At 32.1% G+C, this 25715-nt stretch carries 24 protein-coding genes; 3 read left to right on the top strand and 21 right to left on the bottom strand.

What is annotated here, in order from left to right; all coding sequences use genetic code 11:
* Window positions 1-41 precede the first annotated feature (41 nt).
* The 10 genes from B5D15_RS07025 to argC all read right to left on the bottom strand — a co-directional run bounded on the left by B5D15_RS07025 (window position 42) and on the right by argC (window position 11009).
* A complete protein-coding gene (locus B5D15_RS07025; RefSeq protein WP_078696416.1) occupies window positions 42-1235 on the bottom strand; it encodes a S41 family peptidase in 1194 nt (397 codons plus the stop codon).
* Between the two features lie 145 nt (window positions 1236-1380).
* Entirely contained in the window at window positions 1381-2529 is a 1149-nt protein-coding gene (locus tag B5D15_RS07020) for a murein hydrolase activator EnvC family protein (protein ID WP_078696415.1), read from the bottom strand.
* Window positions 2530-2550: 21 nt separating this feature from the next.
* Window positions 2551-3438, bottom strand: coding sequence for a permease-like cell division protein FtsX (gene ftsX / locus B5D15_RS07015; RefSeq protein WP_078696414.1), 888 nt, complete (start codon window positions 3436-3438; stop codon window positions 2551-2553).
* Window positions 3428-4114 (bottom strand): cell division ATP-binding protein FtsE, encoded by a 687-nt coding sequence (ftsE, locus tag B5D15_RS07010; RefSeq protein ID WP_078696413.1) that lies wholly within the window; start codon window positions 4112-4114, stop codon window positions 3428-3430. Before ftsE ends, ftsX begins: the two co-directional genes overlap by 11 nt.
* 182 nt (window positions 4115-4296) lie before the next feature.
* The gene (locus B5D15_RS07005) at window positions 4297-5151 is read right to left on the bottom strand and encodes a YitT family protein (RefSeq protein ID WP_143287224.1); all 855 of its coding nucleotides are present in this window, start codon (window positions 5149-5151) and stop codon (window positions 4297-4299) included.
* A gap of 231 nt (window positions 5152-5382) precedes the next feature.
* Entirely contained in the window at window positions 5383-6330 is a 948-nt protein-coding gene (locus tag B5D15_RS07000; RefSeq protein ID WP_078696411.1) for a transketolase family protein, read from the bottom strand.
* On the bottom strand, window positions 6323-7153 hold the full coding sequence (locus tag B5D15_RS06995; protein ID WP_078696410.1) for a transketolase: 831 nt from the start codon (window positions 7151-7153) through the stop codon (window positions 6323-6325). Before B5D15_RS06995 ends, B5D15_RS07000 begins: the two co-directional genes overlap by 8 nt.
* Before the next feature lie 114 nt (window positions 7154-7267).
* Window positions 7268-8488 carry a 6-phosphofructokinase gene (locus B5D15_RS06990; RefSeq protein ID WP_078696408.1) on the bottom strand — a complete coding sequence of 407 codons (1221 nt, stop codon included), beginning with the start codon at window positions 8486-8488 and terminating at the stop codon, window positions 7268-7270.
* A gap of 244 nt (window positions 8489-8732) precedes the next feature.
* Complete coding sequence (gene argJ, locus B5D15_RS06985; protein WP_078696407.1) at window positions 8733-9959, bottom strand: bifunctional glutamate N-acetyltransferase/amino-acid acetyltransferase ArgJ; 1227 nt, start codon at window positions 9957-9959, stop codon at window positions 8733-8735.
* 12 nt (window positions 9960-9971) lie between these two features.
* Window positions 9972-11009, bottom strand: a complete 1038-nt coding sequence (gene argC / locus B5D15_RS06980) for an N-acetyl-gamma-glutamyl-phosphate reductase (protein ID WP_078696406.1) — start codon at window positions 11007-11009, stop codon at window positions 9972-9974.
* A gap of 125 nt (window positions 11010-11134) precedes the next feature.
* Here argC and argB point away from each other — a divergent pair, with 125 nt between their 5' ends.
* From argB to pulA, 3 genes are all read left to right on the top strand, one after another.
* Window positions 11135-12022 (top strand): acetylglutamate kinase, encoded by an 888-nt coding sequence (gene argB / locus B5D15_RS06975; protein ID WP_078696404.1) that lies wholly within the window; start codon window positions 11135-11137, stop codon window positions 12020-12022.
* Window positions 12004-13167 (top strand): aspartate aminotransferase family protein, encoded by a 1164-nt coding sequence (locus B5D15_RS06970; protein ID WP_078696403.1) that lies wholly within the window; start codon window positions 12004-12006, stop codon window positions 13165-13167. The genes argB and B5D15_RS06970 overlap by 19 nt, the downstream gene beginning before the upstream one ends.
* 141 nt (window positions 13168-13308) lie before the next feature.
* Window positions 13309-15438 (top strand): type I pullulanase, encoded by a 2130-nt coding sequence (pulA, locus tag B5D15_RS06965; protein WP_242948711.1) that lies wholly within the window; start codon window positions 13309-13311, stop codon window positions 15436-15438.
* A gap of 105 nt (window positions 15439-15543) precedes the next feature.
* Here the strand turns inward: pulA and B5D15_RS06960 are convergent, their stop codons facing one another.
* From B5D15_RS06960 to B5D15_RS06915, 11 genes are all read right to left on the bottom strand, one after another.
* Window positions 15544-17130 (bottom strand): alpha-amylase family glycosyl hydrolase, encoded by a 1587-nt coding sequence (locus tag B5D15_RS06960; protein WP_278305609.1) that lies wholly within the window; start codon window positions 17128-17130, stop codon window positions 15544-15546.
* A 9-nt stretch (window positions 17131-17139) separates the two neighbouring features.
* Complete coding sequence (locus B5D15_RS15620; protein WP_207651454.1) at window positions 17140-17385, bottom strand: hypothetical protein; 246 nt, start codon at window positions 17383-17385, stop codon at window positions 17140-17142.
* An 18-nt stretch (window positions 17386-17403) separates the two neighbouring features.
* A complete protein-coding gene (locus B5D15_RS06955) occupies window positions 17404-18657 on the bottom strand; it encodes a glycoside hydrolase family 13 protein (RefSeq protein ID WP_078696401.1) in 1254 nt (417 codons plus the stop codon).
* Complete coding sequence (locus B5D15_RS06950; RefSeq protein WP_207651453.1) at window positions 18654-19469, bottom strand: carbohydrate ABC transporter permease; 816 nt, start codon at window positions 19467-19469, stop codon at window positions 18654-18656. The genes B5D15_RS06955 and B5D15_RS06950 overlap by 4 nt, the downstream gene beginning before the upstream one ends.
* Window positions 19466-20338, bottom strand: a complete 873-nt coding sequence (locus B5D15_RS06945; RefSeq protein ID WP_179122220.1) for a carbohydrate ABC transporter permease — start codon at window positions 20336-20338, stop codon at window positions 19466-19468. Before B5D15_RS06945 ends, B5D15_RS06950 begins: the two co-directional genes overlap by 4 nt.
* 79 nt (window positions 20339-20417) lie before the next feature.
* Complete coding sequence (locus tag B5D15_RS06940) at window positions 20418-21734, bottom strand: ABC transporter substrate-binding protein (protein ID WP_078696400.1); 1317 nt, start codon at window positions 21732-21734, stop codon at window positions 20418-20420.
* Between the two features lie 42 nt (window positions 21735-21776).
* Window positions 21777-22727 carry a LacI family DNA-binding transcriptional regulator gene (locus tag B5D15_RS06935; protein ID WP_078696399.1) on the bottom strand — a complete coding sequence of 317 codons (951 nt, stop codon included), beginning with the start codon at window positions 22725-22727 and terminating at the stop codon, window positions 21777-21779.
* 368 nt (window positions 22728-23095) lie between these two features.
* On the bottom strand, window positions 23096-23443 hold the full coding sequence (locus B5D15_RS06930) for a type II toxin-antitoxin system PemK/MazF family toxin (RefSeq protein WP_078696398.1): 348 nt from the start codon (window positions 23441-23443) through the stop codon (window positions 23096-23098).
* Window positions 23403-23726: a CopG family ribbon-helix-helix protein gene (locus B5D15_RS06925; RefSeq protein WP_078696397.1), complete on the bottom strand. Its 324-nt coding sequence runs from the start codon at window positions 23724-23726 to the stop codon at window positions 23403-23405. The genes B5D15_RS06930 and B5D15_RS06925 overlap by 41 nt, the downstream gene beginning before the upstream one ends.
* 172 nt (window positions 23727-23898) lie before the next feature.
* On the bottom strand, window positions 23899-25059 hold the full coding sequence (alr, locus tag B5D15_RS06920) for an alanine racemase (RefSeq protein ID WP_078696396.1): 1161 nt from the start codon (window positions 25057-25059) through the stop codon (window positions 23899-23901).
* Between the two features lie 24 nt (window positions 25060-25083).
* On the bottom strand, window positions 25084-25695 hold the full coding sequence (locus B5D15_RS06915; RefSeq protein WP_078696395.1) for an outer membrane lipoprotein carrier protein LolA: 612 nt from the start codon (window positions 25693-25695) through the stop codon (window positions 25084-25086).
* Between the last annotated feature and the right edge of the window lie 20 nt (window positions 25696-25715).

Here is a 25715-nt window from a genome sequence, read left to right as displayed (position 1 = left end):
AGAGAACCTCCCTTAAAAGGCTTTCAAAGGAAAACCCTTCCCTACAACTTTGACTTTATAACTTCAATTGCCTTTTGAATCTGTATATCTTCCTCTACTTTTAATTCTCTATCTTTATCTTTTTCAGGAAGCGGCAGAACAATATTTGGAGTTATACCTTTGCCTTGTATGCACTCGCCTGAAGGTGTATAGTACCTTGCAATTGTAACCTTAATACCTGTTCCATCACGTAAGTCTATTAAATCTTGTACAAGCCCCTTTCCAAAGGTTTTGGTTCCAATCAATGTTCCAGCTTTATAATCTCTTACTGCTCCGGATACTATTTCAGATGCACTTGCTGTTCCTTCATTTACAAGCACGCATAAAGGTATATTTAGTTTATCTGGCCTTGATGTCCATTCTTCCCTTTGATTTCTATTATCTATTGTATAAACTATGGTACCTTCACCGACTAATCTGTCAGCAACCTTTACACACTCTGTTAAAAGTCCTCCAGGGTTATCCCTAAGATCGAGAACAAGTCCTTTAACCTGCTTCTTTAAAAGTTCATCTAATGCTTTATTAAAATCATCTCCGGTAGTTTCTGTAAACTGTGTTATTCTTATATATCCTATATTATTATTAATAACTTTGCTCTTTACAGTTTTAAATACAATCTTTTCTGTTACTAAATTAATCTCTTTATTTCCCACATTAGGTCTATATATTATAAGGTTTATCTTCTTACCTTCCTTTCCTGTCATCAAAGTTACTGCCTTGTTCATATCATCTGATGTCATTTCTTCACCATTTATTTTTATAATGTAGTCTCCGGATTTTATTCCCGCCCTTTGTGCTGGTCCATCCTCAATTGGCGATACTACCATAATCCTTCCGTCCTTTGGTTCTATATAAACACCTATACCCGCATAGGAACCTTTAGTCTGAGTGGTCCATTCTTTAAACTCTTTTTCATCCATATATTGAGTATATATATCAGTTGCGTTTGATACCATTCCCCTTAATGCTCCATCTATCATCTTTTGTGTATCTATCTTATCAACATATCTATCCTCTACAATGCTTTTAACCATTATCATCTTTCCAAACTTTTGCAGAAAGTCATACTCCTGCCCTGTAACCAACCTCATTCCTCCAATAAATGGAATTGGAGCATACAATATTACAGCAACAGCAATTATATTTGTTACTACAACTGCTATTATTGCATTTCTTAAAGATACATTTTTTTTCACACTAACACCTCAAATCAAAATTCATCTGTTGTTATTTTACTGTTTTTCTCAGTACATTATAACATTTTCAATCCTTTAATTCAAAAAAAGCTTAATTTTTTAATAGAATTTTAAAAAAGTACCTATGAATAACATAGGTACCAAATTATTTCCCAATAATTAAATATGGCTCTGGATTAACCTGTTTTCCATTAATAGCAACTTCAAAATGAAGATGTGGTCCAGTAGAATATCCTGTGCTTCCAGACTTTGATATTATCTGACCTTTCTTAACCTTTTCACCTACAGAAACAAGAAGTTTTGAATTATGGGCATAAAGAGTTGTAAGCCCGCTCCCATGATCAATGACAACCACATTTCCGTATCCATTCTGATATTCAGCAATTATTACCCTGCCGTCAGCCATCGAATATACAGGTGTACCTGATGGAACAGCAATATCTATTCCATAGTGCATTATCTTTCTTTTTAATATAGGATGCATCCTCATACCAAACTTTGATGTTATACGAGGCATATACCCTATATCACTTACTTTAAGTATTCCTGTCTTTGAACCTGAGTATTTTTCATTAGAAAGTTTTGATTGTAAAGCCTTTATTTGAGCCTGAATCGCCTTTGCTTCCCTTTCTTCCTCTGATAGAAGTCTTTCAAGCTCTTTCTGATTTTTTTCAAGCTCCTCATAATAGTTTTTCTTATCCTCATTAGCCTTATTAAGCTCTTTCTTTTTTTCTATTGAATCATTTTGAAGGCTTATAAGGCTTGTTTTAACATTTTCAAGGGCTATCTTTTTAGATTCAATGTTATCCTGCTGCTGCTTCATTTTTGATAAAAGCTTTGTATCAAATTCTATTATTTTTTTCACATTGTTTAACCTTGAAATAAAATCTGAAAAATCTTCTGATGCCAAAAGCACTCCAATATAACCCGAACTGCCATTCATATAAAGTACTCTCAGTCTCTCATAATATAAATCCTTTTCATTGTTATAATCTTCGATTGCCCTTTCAAGTTCACTTTCTGCTCTTTTTATATCTTCCTTTGTCAAGCTTATTTTGTTATCTATAGCGTATATTTCGTTTTCTTTTTTATTTATTTCATCTTCAATTTTTTTTATCTGGTTTTTAACATCTTTTTTTTCGTCTTTAACATCTTCAATTTTATTCTTTATATTATTAATATTACCATTTACCTTATTTAACTGATTTTTCTTGTTTGTAAGTTCATCCGCAGTTACATTTAGAGTAAATGCAAATATCAAAATTATAATTGCAGCTAATATTTTCTTTTTCATCTCGACCCCCCCATTAGAAAATTATAAAACAAGAAATTTTCTTATTGAAATAAGGCTTCCAAAACCTCCTATAAACATACCTACAAGCAAAAACTGCCATAAAATACTCTGAAAAATAGTTTTAAGAGGTACAAAAGAAAAGAATAATATATTTGGTGAGACCATTTTCATCCCATAAGAATAACCAGCTGATAGGAATCCTATTGCAATAAGAGCTCCTAAAAGTCCAAGCATTATTCCTTCGAGTAAAAAAGGCCATTTTACAAACCAGTCTGTTGCACCTATATATTTCATAATGCTTATTTCTCTCTTCCTTGCATATACTGTAAGCTTTATAGTATTAGAGATTAAAGAAATTCCGATAACACTTAAAATAATCATTAAAATCAAACTAAATAATTTAATAAAGTTTGTGATTTTAATAATCTGATTTACTATCTCCTGTGCATCGTTTATCTTTTCAAAATCCTGTATTTTTGAAAGTTCCTTAGAAACATAGGATACATCCGATGGTTTATTAACTTTAATTATAAAAGATGCTGGGAAAGGGTTGTCCTCTTCAAGTCCTTCAGTTAAATCCTTATTTTCTCCAAGCTGCTCTGAAACCTTTTTCAAAGCTTCATCTTTTGATTCATAAGTAACGTTCTTTACCCCTGATATAGCCTTTATTTCTTTTTCAATATCTCTAACCTTTAAACTTGAAATATCATCCTTTAAAAAAGCTTTAATTTCAACTTTGTTTTCAACAGTATCAACCAAACTGTTTACATTTGATATTATTATCATAAACACACCAAAAATAAAGAGTGCTGCTGCAACAGTAGTAACTGATGCAAAGCTCATTACCCTGTTTCTTTTTATGCTTTTAAAGCTTTCCTTAAAAAAATAATTAAAAGTTCTAATCTTCATATCCGTAAACACCTCTTTGCTGATCTCTAACTATTACTCCCTTTTCAATAGCAACTACCCTCTTTTTCATCCTATCTACAATATCCTTAGCATGGGTTGCCATTAAAATGGTTGTACCTGATTTGTTAATGTCATTTAAAAGATCCATTATTCCCCATGCTGTTTCTGGGTCAAGATTTCCTGTCGGTTCGTCGCATATAAGTATCCCTGGATTGTTTGAAAGTGCTCTTGCAAGTACAACCCTTTGCTGCTCTCCTCCAGAGAGCTGATGAGGATACATATTAGCTTTACTTGACAAGCCCACAAGAGAGAGCATCTGAGGAACCTTCCTTTTAATATCTTTATGGCCTGCTTCAACCACCTGCATCGCAAAGGCAACATTTTCAAATACAGTCATTTCCTGAAGAAGCCTGAAATCCTGAAATACTATACCTATATTTCTTCTATAATAGGGTACTTCTTTTCTTTTGAGCTTTTTAATATTAACTCCATTTACTGTTATATCACCGCTTGTCGGCTCAATTTCCTTAAGTAAAAGCTTGATAAATGTTGATTTGCCTGCACCGCTTGGCCCAACTAAGAACACAAATTCACCTTTGTTAATTGATAATGAAATATTTGATAAAGCAATATGATTATTTTTATAAACCTTTGAAATATTTTTAAATTCTATCATTATGAACAACTCCTTAAAAGATGACTTTTGACAAGATTTAAAGAAATAAACTTTTAAGTTTTTATAATCGACTTACTATTCTATATAATAACATAAAATTTAACTTATAGGCAATTTTTTTAAAAAATAAAAAGCCTGAAACTTATTCCATTTCAGACCTTTAACGTTTCTTTTTTATTATATTAAAATTCATCTATTCCCTTAAACCCTTCTCCTAAAACTTCATGAACATTATTTACAGAAATAAAAGCTCTATTATCAACATCTTTTATGTATTCCCTAAGCCTTATAAATTCTCTTCTGCTTATTATTGTCATTAATACTTCCTTTTTCTCCATTGTATAAGCCCCTTTGGCTTCATACAAAGTTACTCCTCTTTTTAGTTCATGCATAATATAGTCTTTTATCTCTTCTCCCTTTTCGCTTATTATTGTAACCTGTTTGCATATAGTTACGCCCTGTATAACTTCATCAATTACAAAGCCATTTATGATAACTCCAAGGAGAGCATACATACCAACCTTAAAACCAAATGTAAATCCTGCCGCCAACGTAATTAAAAAATCTGATAATAAAAGGGATTTACCTATATCTATGTGAAAGAACTTATTTATAATCTTAGCTATTATATCTGTTCCTCCTGTGGAAGCATTTTGGTTAAACACAATCCCCATTCCTATTCCGCCAATAAGTATACCGAATATAAGGTTTAGGAGCATATCATCGGTAACAGGGCTTTTTACAGGATAAAATCTTTCGAAAAACCAAATAACACCTGAAAGCCCTAAGCTCGAATAAATAGTTTTAGCACCAAAATTAGAACCTATTACAATAAATGCAATTATAAAAAGTATTATGTTCATAAAGAGCATTAAAAGTCCAACTGGAATTGATGGTATAAATTTATTTATTACTATTGCAAGTCCACTCACTCCACCAGCTGCAAGATTATTAGGCACAAGAAAATAATATACTCCTGCTCCTACAAGAATTATTCCTATTGTTATCAGCATATACTCTTTAACTTTTTTTTTCATGATATCACCTGCTAAATTCAAACTTTTATGCATAATGGCTGCATATATACATATATCATAAAAAACACTTTATTACAAGGGATACGGAGTTAAACACAAATAAAAAGACGGTTAAAACTTTAAATTATACTTAACAGCTCACGACTAAGCAATAGCCGCAACGCCGGAATGAAAAAAAATGCTGCTTTAATCTTTTTTCTATTTAAAGCAGCATTAAATTAATTTTTAATTTTATACTCTTTTTTTCTTTTCAAATACAGCTTTTGCAGCCTCAGCTACATTTTCAGCTGTAAGTCCATACTCTTCTAAAAGTTCAGCGGGTTTTCCGGATTCTCCGAACATATCCATAACGCCTACTCTTTTTACAGGTACAGGATAATATTCTGAAAGAACTTCGCAAACAGCGCTTCCAAGACCGCCTATTACATTATGCTCTTCACAAGTAACTACCGCTCCTGTTTTTTGAGCAGCATTTATAACTGCCTCTTCATCTATTGGTTTTATTGTATGTATGTTGATAACCTGTGCGCTTATTCCCTGTTCCTTAAGCATTTCAGAAGCTTTTAGTGCTTCATTAACCATTATTCCTGTTGCAAATATTGTAACATCTTCTCCGTCCTTTAAAGTAACAGCCTTTCCGATTTCAAATTTATAGTCAGTTTCGCTGTTTAAAGTAGGAACTGCTGAACGTCCAAGCCTTATGTATACCGGCCCTTTCATAGCAGCTGCTTCTTTTATTGCAGCCATCGTTTCAACATCATCGCAGGGACAGATAACTGTCATATTAGGAATAGCTCTCATTATTGCCAAGTCTTCTATAGATTGATGGGATGCTCCATCTTCTCCAACTGTCAGTCCAGCATGAGTTGCTGCAATTTTTACATTAAGCTCAGGGTAGCAGATAGAATTTCTAATCTGCTCAAAAGCTCTTCCCGATGCAAATACAGCAAAGGTGCTGGCAAAAGGAATTTTTCCACAGGTTGAAAGACCTGCTGCTGTTGCCATAAGGTCACCTTCTGCAATACCTATATTGAAAAATCTATCTGGAAAAGCCTTTGCAAAATCAGCTGTTTTTGTTGATTTTGAAAGATCTGCATCTAAAACAACTATATCTTTGTTTTCTTTTCCAAGTTCAACTAAAGCCTTACCATATGCCTCTCTGGTTGCAAGATTAGCCATTAATAGCACCTCCCAATTCTTCTAAAGCTTTTTGTGCCTGCTCTTTGCTTGGTGCATTTCCATGCCAAGAAGCTAAATTTTCCATAAAACTAACGCCCTTACCCTTTACTGTCTTTGCTACAACTACGGTTGGCTTGCCCTTAGTATTTTTAGCTTCATCTATAGCACTAAAAATCTGTTCAAAGTCATGTCCATCAATTTCAATTACATGCCATCCGAAGGCTTTAAATTTTTCTCCAATTGGAGTTGGATTCATAACTTCACTTACAGGACCATCTATTTGAAGTCCATTATTATCAACAAAAGCCATTAAATTATCAAGCTTATAGTGGGCTGAAGTCATAGCTGCCTCCCAAACCTGCCCCTCTTCTAATTCACCATCTCCAAGAAGCACATAAACCCTGTAATCTTTTTTATCAAGCTTTCCAGCAAGTGCCATACCGTTTGCAACGGAAAGTCCCTGTCCTAATGAACCAGTTGACATATCAACTCCTGGAGTATCATTCATATTTGGGTGGCCTTGAAGTATGGAACCTATTTTTCTTAAAGTTAAAAGATGTTTCTTTTCAAAATAACCTCTTTCTGCAAGAGCTGCATAAAGCACAGGCGCTCCATGTCCCTTTGAAAGCACAAATCTATCCCTGTCATCCCATCTTGGGTTTTTGGGATCAATATTCATCTCTTCAAAATAAAGCGCTGTTAATATTTCAACAGCAGAAAGTGAACCCCCTGGATGTCCTGATGCTGATTCAGCAAGCATTTTGATAATATCCTGCCTTATTATATTAGCAGTCTTTTTCAGATTTTGTATATCCCTTGCCATATTGAACCTCCTTTGTATACAATATTTTTTCCAAAACCATTTATATTATAGCAGTAAAATCATTATTATTAAAGTTTTACCATCTTAATATTTTAAATTTTTATAAAAAGTTTATTATAAACACAAATTAAGTCTTGAAAACCTTGGAAGGCCATTTTCAGTTGGAATGTTCACTTCTCCAGCTATTAATGGCTTTAAATATTCTATTCCTTCTTCAGTTATATTATTTCCGTCTTTTGTTATCCAGCTTATTGGAAACTTTTTTTCCTTATTAGCAACCTCAGATACGTCGATAAGCCCATTCTCGCTTATATAAGGGCTGCTGTTTATTCTATTTATGCAGACCATTTTTCCGCTTTCTCCCATTAAAGCATAATTTACTGCATCCCTTCCGCATCTGTATGCTTCTTCAACATCGGTTTTTGAGGCAAAATGCATTGCACATCTTTGAAGTACATTGAATTCAATTACCTTTACTCTTTTGCATATTTTATCCTTAACAACCTTACCAAGAATTCTTCCTACTCCGCCCATTTGAGAATGTCCGAATTTATCATGGGCTTTATTATTTTTATCTTCAAAAACAAAGCTCCCATCGCTGTATCTTATCCCTTCTGATACTGCAACTATAATTTTTTTGTGTTTTTCATAGGCTGAGCTAACATCCTGAAGAAATTTATCCATATCAAAGGCAATTTCCGGCAAATATATTAGCTGCTTGCAAACACCATCATATCCTGCAAGGGCACTGGAAGCTGCTAAAAATCCTGCATTTCTGCCCATAATCTCAACTATATTAATTATTCCTTTATCATATACAGCAGCATCTCTTGAGAGTTCCATAATGCTTGTTGCTACATATTTTGCAGCAGAACCAAAACCAGGAGTATGATCAGTTCCAAAAAGGTCGTTGTCTATAGTTTTAGGAACTCCAATTATTTTTATATCATATCCTTTTATTTTGGCATATCTGCTAAGCTTATCAACTGTATCCATAGAATCGTTGCCGCCAATATAGAAGAAATATCTTATATTATATTTCTCAAAGTTTAAAAATATATTCCTATAATCACTCTCATCCTCATTAAAGTCCTTCAGTTTGTATCTGCATGAACCAAGGGCAGATGATGGTGTATACTTTAATAGTTCAATTTCCTTTATATCCTCTTTATTAAAATCAAATATTTTTTCCTTTAAAAATCCTTCAATACCATATATTGAACCGTATACCCTATCAATTTTTTCTGACTCTAAAGCAGTTTTTACAACGCCTAAAAGCGTAGAATTAATAACAGCAGTTGGTCCTCCTGATTGAGCTACAAGACAGTTTTTCATATATATTCCCCCATATATCATTATTTGTGCATAACATATAGCACATTTAATACCCTACCCTACAAATAATATCACATATTTACAATTTCTCAATACCTTTTATCGATATTTTTATTATATATATGATTATTTTATATTAAATTTGAGTTTTTATATTAATATTTTATATACTATATAGCAAAATATATAATAATAAAAACTTTAAAAGTCCTGCAAAAGGGTTTAACCTTTGCAGGACTTTCTATCAACTTCTATAGGAGCCGTTTATTTTTACATAATCATAAGTAAGGTCACATCCCCACGCTGTTGAAGAGCAGTTTCCATCGTTTAAATCAATTAATATTTTAACATAATCCTCATCTAATATTTTCTTTGCTAAATTTTCGTCAAAAATCGTTCCCATGCCGTACTTTACTATTTCAACTTCATCTATACTTCCTTTAAATCCTATAGAAACATTTTCAGGATTAAATTCTGCACCTGAATACCCAAGGGCGCAAAGTATTCTACCCCAGTTAGCGTCACTTCCGAATACAGCCGTTTTTACAAGATTAGAATTTATAACTGACTTTGATAGAATTTTAGCATCTTCTATAGTTTTTGCCCCTTTTACATTTACTTCAATAAGTTTTGTAGCACCTTCTCCATCCTTTGCAATCTGTTTAGCAAGCTCACAGTTTAAATAGTGAAGAGCTTCTTTAAATTTGCAGTAATTTTCATCTTCTATTATTATTTCATTATTTTCAGCCCTGCCATTAGCAAGAATTAAAACCATGTCGTTGGTACTTGTGTCCCCATCTACAGAAATCATATTATAAGAATCCACGACGCTTTCTTTAAGGGCTTTTGACAGCATATCTTTGCTTATGTTTGCATTTGTAACTATGAAGGAGAGCATAGTTGCCATATTAGGGTGTATCATCCCAGAACCCTTTGCAATACCGCTGAGCATTATCTTTTTACTATCAAGTTCTATTTCTACGCTGCATTTTTTTATAAAAGTATCAGTAGTCATAATAGCCTGAGCCGCCTCTATTCCTCCATCTTTTGAAAGATTTTTACAGGCATTTTCAATTCCTAAAGATATTTTATCCATAGGAAGGGGAACTCCAATAACCCCAGTTGATGCAACTAATACTTCACTGCTTTGAATTTTAAGATTGTCAGCAGCTATTTTAGTCATTTTATATGCATCTTTAATCCCTCCATCTCCAGTACAGGCATTAGCAATACCGCTGTTTACAACAATTGCTCTTATATTCTCTGATTTAATATGCTGCATATTTACAATAACAGGAGCTGCCTTTACCTTATTTGTTGTAAATGCTGCAGCTGCCCTGCATGGATATTTGCTGTATATTACGCACAAATCCTTTTTTGTACTTTTTTTAATTCCACAATGAACTCCTGCTGCTAAAAAGCCTTCTACATCTGTTATTATAGAATCCTTTAATATTTTCATATAAATCATCCTTTCACAAAATTATGGTATCATCGATGGAAATTTTAATCCTGAAGCTTCATCAATTCCAAACATCAGATTCATATTCTGAACTGCCTGACCAGCAGCTCCCTTTATAAGATTATCAATTGCAGAAATTATAATTAAACTCCCTGTTCTTTTATCAACCCTTAAAGAAATATCACAGATATTAGAACCCTTAACATATCTTGTTTCAGGAAGATAAGGAACAACTCTTACGAAGGGTTCATTACTATAATAGCTTTTATATATCTTATATATCATCTCCTCATCAATATCCTTTTTTAGTCTTAAGTAGCAGACCGAAAGTATTCCTCTTATCATAGGAACAAGGTGAGGAGTAAATATAATATTAATTTCCTCTCCTGAAATATTCGAAAGTTCCTGCTCTATCTCTGGTATGTGCCTGTGCTCACAAACACCATAGGCTTTAATCGACTCACTGCATTCACAAAAAAGAGTTCCTATATTAGCTGCACGTCCTGCTCCGGAAACGCCGGATTTTGAATCAATTATTATTGAAGTTTTATCTATTAAATCTTCTTTTAGAGCAGGCATTAGTGCTAATAAACATGAAGTCGGGTAGCATCCAGGGTTAGCAACTATTCGTGAAGATTTGATTTTTTCTCTATTAATCTCAGGAAGACCATAAATCGCTTCATTTAAGTACTTTTGTGCTTCATGTTTAACCTTATACCATTTTTCGTAAGTTAAAACATCTTTAATTCTAAAATCCGAACCTATATCAATTACCTTAACATTCTTTTCAAGGGCAAATTTTACTATATCAAAACTTTTTCCATGGGGAAGAGCAGTAAAAATTACATCTACAGAATTAATCTTATATTTAACATCATCCTCCTTTATGCATACATCACTTATAAATCCTTTGTAATTTTTATACACATCCGAATAGTCCATGTCCGCATAATTATGTGAAGTTATGAATTCTATACAAGCCTTGGAATGTATATGCAAAAGATAGAACAAACTTTGACCAGCATAGCCCGTAGCTCCTATTATACCAACCTTAATCATTTCATCACCTCTATTATAAATATAAATGAATTATATATAATTATTCATAAAATTTCAAGATTTTTATTGAATATTTTTTCATATTATTTTATAATTATAACATCAAAATTTAAGGAGTGATGAATATGATCTGTGAAAATGAAAAAAGTTCAATTGATGAAATCTTGCCTCTTAAAAAATACAAAAACAAATTGTTTGTAATAAAATACGGTGGAAGTATAATGCAAAATCCTGAAACAATAGAAACCTTTCTTCAGGATATTGCATTTTTAAAAAATATAGGAATTGATATTATAATTGTTCACGGCGGTGGGCCTGAGATATCAAATATGCTGAAAAAGTTAAATATTGAAAGCAAATTTATAAATGGTCTCAGATACACAACCAAAGAGGTTTTAGATGTTGCAGAGATGGTTCTTTCAGGAATAATAAACAAAAGAATTACCATGAATCTATGCAAAAAAGGAGTAAAAGCCGTAGGAATCAGCGGAAAAGATGCAAGATTAATTAAAGCAAAGAAAAAGTATTTAAAAATTGATGATGAAAAAATAGACATAGGATATGTTGGAGAAATAACTAAAATAAACAAAGGTTTCTTATTAGATTTAATAAGTAAAGACTATATACCTGTCATTTCTCCTATTGGATGTGATGAAGAAGGAAACACCTACAATATAAACGCTGACTACGCAGCATCTTTTATAAGTTCATGCCTATGTGCTGAAAAATTGATTCTACTTACTGATGTTGATGGAATATATTCTGATTTTGAAGATAAAAGCACCCTAATATCGAAAATTTCAAAAAATCATATTATGGATTTAATAAACGACGGAAAGATAAATGGAGGAATGATTCCTAAGGTTGAATGCGGAATATATTCTATTGAAGGCGGAACCAAAAGTGTCCATATTTTAAACGGCAAATATGAACATTCTGTAATAAAAGGAATTATAAACAATTATGGTACAAATATAGTTAAGGAGGAGTATATATGCCAGAATGCAATATAATGAATACCTACAACAGATTTGCTGTTATATTTACAAAGGGATACGGCTCAAGAGTTTTTGATATTAATGGAAAAGAATATATAGACTTCGTTTCAGGGGTTGCAGTAAACTGCCTTGGGCATTGCCACCCTGCAATTACTAGTGCACTTAACTATCAAAGTCAAAATTTGATTCACGTCTCAAACCTTTATTATACAGACAAACAAATAGAGCTATCAGAAAAATTAATAAATCTGAGCCATCATAAAAGCGTTTTTTTCTGTAACAGCGGAACAGAAGCAAATGAAGCTGCATTAAAACTCTCAAGAAAATACGGTAAATTAAAGAAAGAAACAAAAAGTAAAATTATATACATGAAAAACTCCTTTCACGGAAGAACAATGGGCGCTCTTTCTGTTACAGGACAAATAAAATATCAAACTGATTTTTCACCGCTTATACCTAACGTTGAAGCTGTAACCTTTAACGACATAGATGAAATTAAAAAAGCTATTGATGATAATACATGCGGCGTTATATTAGAGCCTATACAAGGAGAAGGAGGAATAATCTGCGCAGAAAAAGATTATCTTTTAGAAGTCAGGAGACTTTGCGATACTTTCGACTGTCTATTAATATTCGATGAGGTTCAGTGCGGAATAGGAAGAACAGGAAAATTTTTTGCCTATGAAAATTTTGGAGTAATACCTGATGTTGTATGCCTTGCAAAGGGTCTTGGGGGAGGATTCCCAATAGGAGCAATACTTGCAAATGAAAAAGCTGATGCGGCTTTTACAAAGGGAGATCACGGAAGCACCTTCGGAGGCAACCCCCTTGCCTGTGCCGTAGCATCATCAGTTTTAGATGAAATAATAAACAAAAATATTTTAAATAATGTAATTGATATCAGCCTATATATAAAAGATAAGCTTAATCATTTTAAAGAAAAGTATAATGTTATAGATGAAATAAAAGGATTAGGCCTTCTTCTTGGCATAAACTTAAAAATAGATTCTAAGGGATTTATAAAAAAATGTTTTGATAAGGGGCTCTTATTAGTTGGTGCAGGTTCAAACACCGTAAGGCTTCTTCCACCCCTTAATTTAAATTACAAAGATGCCGATGCTGCACTAAGTATTATTGAGGAAGTTATAAAAGAATATTAAACAACGATATCAACACTCCTTTAAGCAGAAATAAGATAATTTTAAAGCTCCTATTAGTTATTTTTTCCTTTAAAACCATCTCTTTATAGGCTAAAATATAATTAATCATAAGACATTTATTTTTAAAGGGGGCTTATAATTATGTTCGCCGCAGCAGTTATTGATTTTAACAAAATAAAAGTAGTACTGCCAAAAGGTACAAAGATAAATAAGAAGGATTTAATAATAAAAAATCGAGAAAGAATTTTAAATATAGAAGAAATAATAATTGATGCTGATAGTATTTATGTTTTACTTAAAGATGAAATAAATATAAAGCATTATTGTTTTATATCATATAAAAACACAACTGTTAAAGCCGTTTATACAGAAATATTTAATTCTAAAAATTTCAATGAAAGGTATTATACCGAATTACCCTTAGGCTGTATTTTTAATAAGAGCAGCTGTCTTTTTAGGGTTTGGTCTCCTGCCGCCACTTCAGTTAATCTTCTCTTATATAAAAATGGTGATTCGCAAATCAACGAAGTACCAAGAAGACTTAAGATGTATGAAGAAAAGGGCCTTTGGAGCTTAAATATTGAAGAAAATTTGGAAGGCCTTTTCTATACCTATGAAGTGGAAGTCTACGGTATTATAAACGAAGCCGTAGATCCCTATGCTAAAGCTGTTTCTATAAATGGACTTAGAGGAGCAATAATAGATTTAAGCAAAACTAATCCCGATGGTTTTTTAAAAGAAGAATTTTTACAGCTAAAAAACTTTACAGAGGCAATAATTTATGAAATATCAATCAGAGATATATCCATGCATCCTGACAGTGGTATAAAAAATAAGGGTAAGTTTTTAGGCCTCACAGAGGAAAATACTAAATCTTCTAAAGGAATATCAACAGGCTTAAGTCATATATTAGAACTCGGTGTAACTCATGTGCAGCTGATGCCAATATATGATTTCAGCTATACAATAACTGATGAAAAAAATCCTGTAAACTATAACTGGGGATATGATCCTCAAAACTACAACGTTCCTGAAGGAAGTTATTCAATCGATGCTTATAATCCAGAAGTTAGAATATTTGAGCTTAAAACTCTTATTCATTCTTTACATAAGAATGGATTAGGAGTAAATATGGATGTTGTTTTTAATCATGTATATGATTTAAAAACTGATAACTTAGAAAAAATATTCCCAGGCTATTATTTTAGATTTTCAGAAGATGGCACTCCTTCAAACGGCAGTGCCTGCTCAAATGACACAGCATCAGAAAGAATGATGATGAGGCGTTTTATAATAGATTCAGTATATTATTTTGCAAAGGAATATCATATAGATGGTTTCCGATTTGATTTGATGGGTCTTCATGATGTTACAACGATGAATGCAGTTAGAGAAAAATTAAATACTTTAGGTAGGCCTATTATGCTTTATGGAGAGGGATGGGTTTTAAACACTCTGCTGTCAGAAGATATAAAGGCAAATCAATTAAACTCATGCAAAATGCCTCATATAGGACATTTTAATGATGTTATAAGGGATGCAGTAAGAGGAAGCGTATTTATAAAAGAAGACAAAGGATTTGTCAGCGGCAAAGAAAATATGGAAGATAAAATAAGATACTGTGTTACAGGCTGCGCGGATTATTTTAATACTAAGAAATCCTTATTTCAAACTCCAGACCAATCTATAAATTATGTTTCTGCCCATGACAACAATACTTTATGGGACAAACTAAATCTTTCTAATCCTGAGGATGATATAGAAACATTAAAATCTATGCAGAAACTTTCTAATGCAATAGTCTTAACTTCTCAGGGCATACCTTTCCTTCATTCAGGAGTTGAATTCTGTAGAACAAAATACAACGTAGAAGACAGCGTACATTCAGAGGATTATATTAACTGGATGGATTGGGAAAGAAAGTTTGAATTCTTAGATGTATTCAACTATTATAAAGGTCTTATAAAACTTAGAAAAGAACATAATGCCTTTAAAATGAATTCAGTAGAGCAAATTAAAAATCATTTAGAATTTTTAGATTCTCCCAAAAATACCGTAGCTTTTATACTAAAAGATTATGCAAACAATGATATTTGGAAGGATATAATCGTAATATATAATTCAAATAGAAAAAATGTAACTATTACTATTCCTCAAGGAAATTGGAATATAGTTACCGACAAGAATACTGCAGGTACTGATATTATAAGGACAATAAGCGGAAATTCAATGAAAGCTGAAGAAATTAGCATAATGGTCTTATATAGGTAAAATTTTATAAATGAGTTACACAAAATTCTGGAAAAAATTATCCACCAGATAGGCTGGTGGATAATTTTTTTATATTTTAGCATTAGAAGCTTCACATATTTAAAATTAAAACTGAGGATAAATATCTATAGTTTGACCTCCTGTTCCTACGAAGTTACTTCCTGTTGACCACTGTGAATCATTAATTAATGGTTTAAATTCAAATGTTTGTGCAACAGGAATTCTTTCTATTTCAAATTCCCAAATATCTGAAGCTACATTTCTCATCTTTCTTCCTTGATCCCACCAAAGTGGGTATGAGTTCCCTCTAATGTACATTGTATTCCCATATCCAACATCATAGTGTACTCTTATCTTCGTTACTGTTTTTTCTGGAGGTGTATAACTTGATGGATTTCCGGCTACAAGTATCATTCCTGTTTTCCCTGCTACATTTACAGTTATCTGCTTACCCGTTATTCCACCAGATTGAACCGTTACTTTTTGTGAAGTATCTAAAAGATTAGTTAAAACCGTTCCAACTGTAATTGAACTCTCTGCTCGCATAGGTATTGTTCTTAATGCACTATCCCATGCATTATTAAGAAGAGTAATAACTTCTTGTCCTGTAGAGTCATTTCTTCTTGAATAACCATAAAATGTATCGTCAATCCACATTTCTCTCTGTTTACCATTTCTTAAAGCTTCATAACTTTTTCTTATCTCTGATAATCTTTTAATACATTTGAATAAATTAGTATTTTCATTAAATGAAGGCATTACTTCTCTATTTTCCTTATTAGCAATTCCTGCCCACTCAGTAGGCTTTCCACCACCATATAATGCTTGTTCAGTACCATAATATACGTCTGGTACCCCTCTTGCTGTAAAAAGAAATGTCATCCCCAGTCGTAATTTGCTGTAATTATCATCTGCCAAACATAAAAATCTGTCTCTATCATGATTATCTAAGAATGTAATCAACATATTTGGATTTTTATACTTGTAATCTTGATCTATAATTTCTTTTATATTGTAAAAGCTTGCATCATGCGCAAATACTTCCCTTACTTTAAAGAATAAAGGGAAATCCAATACCCCAGATTCATAATTTTGATAATCACTAACATAGTTTACATCACCATAAAATATTTCTCCAAATGTTGGAACACCAACAGCAGATTCAAATTCCTTTAAAACTGATTTTGGTATTGATCTTGCTGCATCTACTCTAATTCCATCAAATCCACAATCTTCAACCCAAGTTTTATATACATTAATTATTTCATTTTTAGCCGCAGGGTTTTCATGATTAATATCATCTAAACCTCCAAGATCATAGTTTTCAACTTGATATTGATTATTCCAATCCAATATATCCCCATTATGATGATACCAATCTGGATTATTAAATGGATATTCTGGTTGATATGTTGATGAACTGTAGTTTGTTGCTTTTGGCTCTAAATAATCTGCTGAGTGATTGGGGACTGCATCAAGTATTACCTTTATACCCAGCTCATGAGCCTTATCAACTAATTCTTTTAGTTTTGCTTTTGTACCAAAATGAGGATCTGCACTATAAAAATCTTTAGTAAAGTATCCATGATAGCCTGATTCTTGTCCATCTTTACTAAGCAATTCATTTTTTGAAACAGGCGAAATCCAAATTGCAGTAACGCCCAAATCTTTAATATACTGAAGTTTATTAATTAATCCCTGTCAATCTCCACCTTGTGTATATTTTAACTCTCCTGGCCTGTATTCATTTCCTAAAGTCCCATTGTTACTATAATCTCCATCATAAAATCTATCTGTCAAAACCATATAAACAATATCATTATTGTCAAATGGGGATGTTGTTGCATTAACTTTGCTATAAGTTCCTAATACAACAAAATTACAAGTTATTATACATACAACAAGCAATAAACTTATTAATAGTTTCTTTTTATTAACTTTTTTCATATATACACATCTCCCTATTTAATATTTTTCAATTTCATAACTTAATGGCTCTAAAATTTTCCCTTCAATACAATCCTTCTGAAATCCAAAATTCACAAAAACCTTTATTATAGAATTTTCATAGCATCTTTCAAAGCAAATCATCCTATCCTTTGAAGATACAAATTTTAATTTCCCTCTCCTCAATTCTATGTGTTCTTTTCTAAGCTTTATAAGCTTTTTTATATTATTAAGAATTTCATAATTCCATTTTTCTTTGTCCCATTCCATGCCTCCTCTACAATAAGGATCATTAGAACCCTCCATTCCTATTTCATCGCCATAATATATTAAAGGAATTCCAGGAAGCAAAAAAAGTAATGCAAAAAATAAGTTTATCTTTTTAGTATTCTTACCACATAACGTACTTATTCTTTCCGTATCATGACTTCCTGCAAGATTTATTTGATTATAAATATGCTTTCCATATTGATTTTCAATTATGTTCCATTCGTCAATAAACATAGCTCCATCTAAACACTGATTTGCAACTGCCTTCCTTATCAATTCTCTAAAATAATAATTTGTAACACTATCAAAATATTTTGGAACATATCTACCACCAAGGCCCCATATTTCTCCGATTATAAACAAATCAGTACATTCCCTAATTCTTTTAAGCATTGAAATATGCATCTCAAAAGGAACATCCAACCTCAAACCATCAATGCCATATGATTCCCAATACTTAATAACTTTTATTATATAGTCTTGAACTTCTTTATTTTCTGTATTAAGTTTTGGAAGAAAGGCTGCTCCACCACAAGCTCTATAACTGACTTCTCCCTGCTCATTCACTGGAAAGCTAAATACATCATACCAATTTTTATAACATGAAAACTGCTGTTTTTCCAATAAATCCTTAAAAGCAAAGAATTTAGTTCCCGTATGGTTAAATACCCCATCAATTATAACTTTTATATTTCTCTTATGACATTCTTTAACAAAATTTTTGAACATTTCATTGTCCCCAAAATTTTCATCAATCTTAAAGTAATTTTCAGTATCATATTTATGGTTTGATGGAGATTGAAATATTGGATTTAAATATATAACCGTTGTTCCAAGTTCTTCTAAATAGGACAACTTATCTAATATTCCTTTTAAATCACCGCCGAGGAAAGAATCTCTATCTACATTGTTGTTCCAAGGTTGTACACCTTTGGGATCATTATTTCGGTCACCATTATAAAACCTATCAGGAAAAATTTGATATATAATTTCATCTGTCATTCTTTAATTCCTCCTACTGTCAATCCTTCAATGAATTGCTTCTGTCCAAGTAAGAATATAATAATTACCGGAACTATAGATGTTACTGTTCCCGCCATTAAATAAGGCCAAAGTGTACCATATTTCCCTGAAAAATTAGATATACCAACCTGTACAGTTGTATATTCTGGTCTTGTAGTTACTAACAGAGGCCATAGAAAATCATTCCACCCGAATATAAATGAAAATATGGTAAGCGATGCTAAAGCCGGTTTTGATAAAGGCAATATAATTTTCCAAAATGTATAAAATTTACTTGCACCATCAATTTCCGCTGCCTCATCCAGTTCCTTTGGGATTGTAAGAAAGTACTGTCGTAAAAGAAATATTCCAAAGGGACTGAATAATCTTGGAATTATAAGTGCTCTACGAGTATCCAGCCAACCTATCTTTTCTATGATTTTATATAATGGAATTACTTCAACATAAAATGGTATCATCATTGTCCCAAGAAAAGCGTAAAACCAAAAGTTTTTTCCAGTAAAATTTAGTCTTGCAAAGGGATAGGCTGCCATTGCAGATAATACAACTGTACCAAGAGTAATACATATTGACACGAAAATACTATTTTTATAAAAAGATAAAAAGTCGGCTGACTTCCATGCAGTAATATAATTACTAAATTCAAAACTTTTAGGAAATATATAGGGAGAGTCATAAGTTAATTTTAGTGGTTTTAGCGATGTAGTTATCATCCATAAAAAAGGAAGAACCATAATAAAAGCACCTAAAGCAAGAATTAAATGCATTATTATTTTTTTATATATCTTCAATATACTTCCTCTCCCTTCCTATTTATTTTCAATTGTATTAATGTAGCTGCAAATATAAATGCAAATATTACCCATCCTATGGCTGAGCCATAACCAAGATGCCCCACCTTAAAGCCCTCTCTATACAAATAAAGTCCCAAAACATCACTGGCACCCATAGGTCCACCATTAGTCATTACATAGACCTGATCGAATATCTGAAAAGAATCTATAAAACTCATTATTACAAGGAGCAAAGTTGTAGGCTTTAGCAAAGGAACTGTTATATATCTAAATTTCTGTCCCTTAGTAGCTCCATCTATTTCACAAGCTTCATAATATAAAGGAGAAATACTCTGTAATGCTGAAATATAAATTACCATATTAAAGCCGATTCTTTTCCATACACCAACAAGAGATATAGAGATTATTACCCAAATTGGATGAGAAAGCCAAGGAACTGCTGGCAAATGAATAAAGTTTAAAAATTTATTTATTATACCTTGAGATGAATCAAACATATATTTCCATATAACTCCTGCTGCTGCGGTAGCTGTAATTACTGGTATAAAATACATAGTTCTATATAAACTTCTAAATCTTATATTTTTATTTAACAAATAAGCAAGAATCATTCCTATGATAATACTTAAAGTTGTTACTAAAACTGTATATACTATAGTTATAATAAATGAATGATAAAACTCATTATTCGAAAAAAGAAGCACATAATTATTAAAACCTACAAATTTTTTATTTATACTAAACCCGTTCCACATTATAAAACTAAGATATAAAGAATAAATTATCGGAATTACACTAAAAATTAAAAATAAAACTGTAACCGGCATTAAAAAGAGATAGGCTGTAATATTATCTTTCTTTTTCATAAGCTCTACTCCTTACGTCAAAATAATGTAACCTTTATTAAACGGGAGATTAATATATCTCCCGTTTTGAAATTTTAATCTACTTTCCCAATTCTGCATTAACTGCCTTTTCTGCATTAGCTAATGCCTGTTTTACAGTAACTTTTCCATAATAAGCCTTCTCAATCTCCTTTGCAAAAGCCAATGATGCTGCCGGATATGCTTCAATGCTAGGTCTTGCATGTGCAAATTGCTGCTGCTCAACAAATGGTTGAAGTCTTGGTTCTGTATTTTTAACCCATTCCAAATAATCTTTGTCTTGTGCTACTGTATTGGATATAGGCATAAAAGTAGTTTTCTTATCCCATTCAATTTGTGTTTTCGTATCAACCATATAAGTTATAAATTTTACTGCTGCTTTATTTTCTTCATCACTCTTGGAAAATGCAAATATCTGTTCTCCACCCATATTAGTTGCATTCTTTCCTATTTCCGGTACTGGAATCATAGCTGTTCCAAAATCAAAATTTACTGAATCTTTCCATATTCCAACCATCCATGAACCATCAACTACCATTGCGCATTTACCCTTTGCAAAATCATCCCAAGAACCTACAGGAGCCAACTTTTTATTTATAAGTCCAGTTAAAAAAGTAAGTGCTTTTTCGCCTTCAGGGTTATTAAAAGCTGCTTTTCCATCTTTTATGAAATCTGCACCTGCCTGCCACAAATAAGGCTGTAATTGCCATGTTAACCCTTCTCCACTATCTCCAACCTGTGTATAAAATTCAAAGCCATAAGTTCCTGGAAGTTTCTTGGTTATTTTTTCGCAAAAGCTTTCGAGTTCTTTCCATGTTTTTGGTGGTGTATTAGGATCAAGACCTGCTTTCTTAAATATTTCTTTATTATAAAAAAGTGCAAGATTATTTGTGCTTACTGGTAGTGAATATAGTTTGCCATTTAACCTTCCATATTCAAGAAGAGACGGATAAAAATTTTCTACAGATACATTATTCTCTTTTAAGAGATTATCCAGCTCTAAAAGTTTCCCACTAGCCTTAAGATTTGCCATGCTTGATATATCTGCTGCTGCTACAGCAGGAGTTGTTCCTGATGAAATAGCCGCCTGAAGCTTTGTCATTAGCTCTGCCCCTGGAATAAAAATAGGTTTAACTTCTATGTCGTTATTTTCAGAGTTGAATTTTTTTACAAGTTCTTCAGCTGCTTTACCGTTATTTCCATCCCAATAATGCCAAAACTCAATTACTACCTTTTCACTCTTTTTTGTTTCTGTCTCTGTTGTGGTTGATGTTGGCACATTAGATTTCTTAGCCTCCGACTTTCCACATGCTGCTAAACTACCTAAAAGTACCACGAATACCATAATTGATACTAGTTTTTTAATACTTTTTTTCATTTTTTTCCCCCATTTCCTTTAAATTTTTATATATTAAGGCCTTTACCTTGTAGTTTCTCTAATATTTACAGACACAGGAATTCTTATCCTGTTTACCTCACAGTTTCTATTTCTAAGTTTATTCAACATTTCGCTGCCAGCACATAATCCAAGCTGGAATAGATCAATTTCAATATTGGTTACAGAAGGCTGAAGATATTCTGCTAATGGATAATTATCAAATGTTATTATTCCTATTTCTTCAGGAACTTTTTTATTAATTTTTTTACACCGCTGTAGTATTTTATAAGCATATATATTATCCAAGCATATTACCCCTTCTATATTTTGCAGTAATTCATTCGCTTCCATTACACTAAGCCCTTTACTTCCAATAAACTCTTTATAGCCTTCATACCTCTCTCTGGCAAAAATTTTTTCCAATTCGACTCCTTCGAAAGCAATTTTTTTATATCCTCTTGAATATAAGTATTCTGCTGCCATATAGCCTGCCATATGATTATCAATATCTATCCAACTAATATCATCTCTATTTTCTAACTTTCCAATGGAAACTATAGGAATATTATATTGTTCTATGTTTTTAAAATACTCTGAATCTATTATCTGTTCTTGAAGGATTAAACCATCCACCATTTTTCCTTGTAGTACTCTTTCAACTGCTAATTTCCCATTTTGATAGGTATTTTTCCCTAAGAGCAAAAGATTGTAACCTCCTTCATAAACAGACTTTTCAACCCCTCTAAATACCTCATATATAAATGGATTAGCATAAACTTTATCCATGGTGTTGTCCATTATTACCCCGATAGTATAAGAGTTTTGACTGGCAAGTCCTCTGGCAAAACTACTTGGATGATAATTAAGTTCTTCTATCGCTTTTAAAACCTTTTTTCTTGTTTCTTCTGAAACAAAAGGTTCATTGTTAATAACTCTTGAAACCGTACCTCTACCAACATTAGCTCTCTTTGCTACATCATTTATCGTTGCCATTATTTTCTCCTCTCTTTGTTATTATGTTAGAGTTGGAACCGCTCCCAATCATCTATAATAAATTATCACCATAGGCAAAACATTATTTATAAATTGGGAGCGGTCCCAATTTATTTAAAAAAAACAAAGGGTTATAATTAAATATAATAATACCTTTTTCAAGTATAATTCTAACATTACTGCTATATAATCGCAATATTTATTTTCAAAAATATTTTGACAAATTATGACTATACATTTTATTTTTCGTAATACAAATAATTTATATGCTTGTGATATAAATAGATTATAAGATTTTTTCATCTTTTACTTTTGGGAGTAAAATTAATTATGTCATATAAAAAAAGCCGCCTGAATTGGCGGCTTTTTTATATATCGAGACTTATCCTTAATGATTCATTTACCTTTTGCATAATTTCATCACTTATATGGCCTATTTTATCCTTAAGCCTTCTTTTATCTATAGTACGCAGCTGCTCTAAAAGTATAACCGAGTCTTTGCTAAGTCCATACTCTTCAGAGCTTATCTCAACATGGGTAGGCAGCTTGGCTTTGTTAATTTGAGAAGTGATTGCAGCAATAATAACAGTAGGACTGTACTTATTTCCTACATCGTTTTGTATTATCAGAACTGGTCTTATACCACCCTGTTCAGAACCTATGACTGGGCTTAAATCAGCATAAAATATATCTCCTCTTTTCACCGCCTGTGCCATCTATACTATCACTCTCCGCTAATCCTGCTTCATATTTAGCAAGTTCAACACAATCAGCTGCAATACCAAGTTCACTCAGTTCACAGTTGATTGCGGCCATCTCCTCATAGCCCTTTTTCATAAGTTCCTTCATATTCATTTGCTTGCGCTCTTTAATATATAATATTACAGCTTCCCTTATAAATTGACTCCTATTTTTACCGGATTTACAATTAACAAGCTCGTCAAATTCATCTACTAAATTTTTCGGGAGGCTAACAACTATTTTTTTGCTATCAGTCATTTTTTTACCCCCTAAATTCACCTATGTATTCCGCCTTAACTTGCAGATATATGCCTTACAAAATCGTATCATAATTATACATCAAACTAAAGAAAGGTGCAAATTATTATTACGCTTCATTAATTAAATGACTCCTCTTATAACATTATTTCCATTATACTCAAAAATATGTCTAAACATAATTTTTTACTTTAATTATTTCACCATTTTCAGTATAAACCCTCGGAACCCTCTTTGAAACCATGCATAAAACTTCGTAACTTATAGTTCCAAGCATCTTTGCAATGTCATCTGCGTTATTTCTAATTCCGTCCTTTTGGCCCATAACAATAACCTCATCGCCTACTTTAACATCGCCGCAGTCGGTTACGTCTACCATGCATTGATCCATGCATATTCTTCCAACAATCGGGGCAGCCTTTCCGTTTATAATCACAAAGGCTTTTCCAAAGAGCAGTCTCGTAAATCCATCAGCATAGCCAAAGGGAAGAGTTGCTATTTTGCTTTTCCTATTAGTATAAAACTTTCTTCCATAACTTATTGGAGTATCCTCTGAAACTTCTTTTATATTGACTATATTTGCCTTTAAAGTCATAACTGGTTTTAATATCAGTCTTTCTTTATTAACTTCATCGGAAGGATAATATCCATACAGCATTATTCCAGGTCTTACAGCATCATAATAAGCCTCAGGCAAATCTATTATTGCTGCACTGTTTGATACATGCTTTATTTCAAATTCTATTCCCTTTTCTTTTAACTTGTCTACTACATAAACATATTTTTCAATCTGCTTCTTAGTAAAACTCTTGTCCAACTCATCTGCGCTGGCAAAATGAGTAAATATGCCCTCAAGGTATATGTTATCAAGTTTTGCTATTCTTAATATTTCATTTACTGCATCATCATTAGCAATAAATCCTACTCTGCCCATTCCAGTATCAAGCTTTATATGTATCTTAGCTGTTTTTTCTTGTTTCTTCGCTTCAGCTGATATAGCTTCTGCAAGCTCATAAGAGAATACAGTCTGAGTTATATCGTATTCTACGATTTCCTTTGCAAAGGTAGGGGGTGTAAATCCAAGTATAAGTATTGGCTTTTTATAGCCGTTTTTTCTAAGCTCAATAGCCTCAGTTACAACAGCAACTGCAAAATAGTCTGCTCCTTCCTCATCAAGAACCCTTGCAAGCTCTACAGCTCCATGTCCATATCCATCAGCCTTTATAACGCCAAAGGTTTTCTTCCCCTTTGCAAGTCTCTTTACCTCTCTAAAATTATGTCTGAAATTGTCAAGATTAATTTCTGCATAATAAGGTCTAAAATCATAAAACATAGTTTATCCTCCTTTGTAAAATAATTAATTTAATTTAAATAAAGAATCATCAAAATCTTTATTATACTCAAAATCATTATAATTTACTCTTACCTTAACATTTTGAGAATTATCAATTATCTCCATCATAACAGGATTAAAATTATCTTTATTAAGATATAATACTGCAAATTTACCATATTCACTTTCTTTAGGTATTCTGCAGCTTATCATTATAAAATCTTTATCGTCTTTATTTTCAAATTTATATTTTGAATCACTGCTTACAAACAAATCCTTCTGAATAATTCCAAGATAAACTATTTGGTCTATATTCCTCAGGTTTTCAATCTCAAAGTACTTATCTATAAGAGGATGATATACCTTCCACTTTCCATCATTAAATACAGTTACTTTCCCTTTTAAAAATAAGGGCTCAATAGTTTCAACCCTGAATTTATCTGGAAAAACACAATACTGTTTAACTTCATATTCTCCAATGCCTTTATTTCCGTATACAGTAATATGTGCTGATGTGCTGTAGCTTTTCATATTATTAAGCCTATTCTTTACCTGCGAAAAGCTGTCATAACTTCTTTTATTGCAGCTGCTTAATAAAAGAATTGTAAAAAATATAAATATTAAAAATCTTTTCAAGCTATCACCTTTTGGGAATC

It is taken from the genome of Caloramator quimbayensis (genome assembly GCF_900167605.1).
Classification (GTDB): domain Bacteria; phylum Bacillota; class Clostridia; order Clostridiales; family Caloramatoraceae; genus Caloramator_B; species Caloramator_B quimbayensis.
This window is presented reverse-complemented; position numbering and strand designations above follow the sequence as displayed.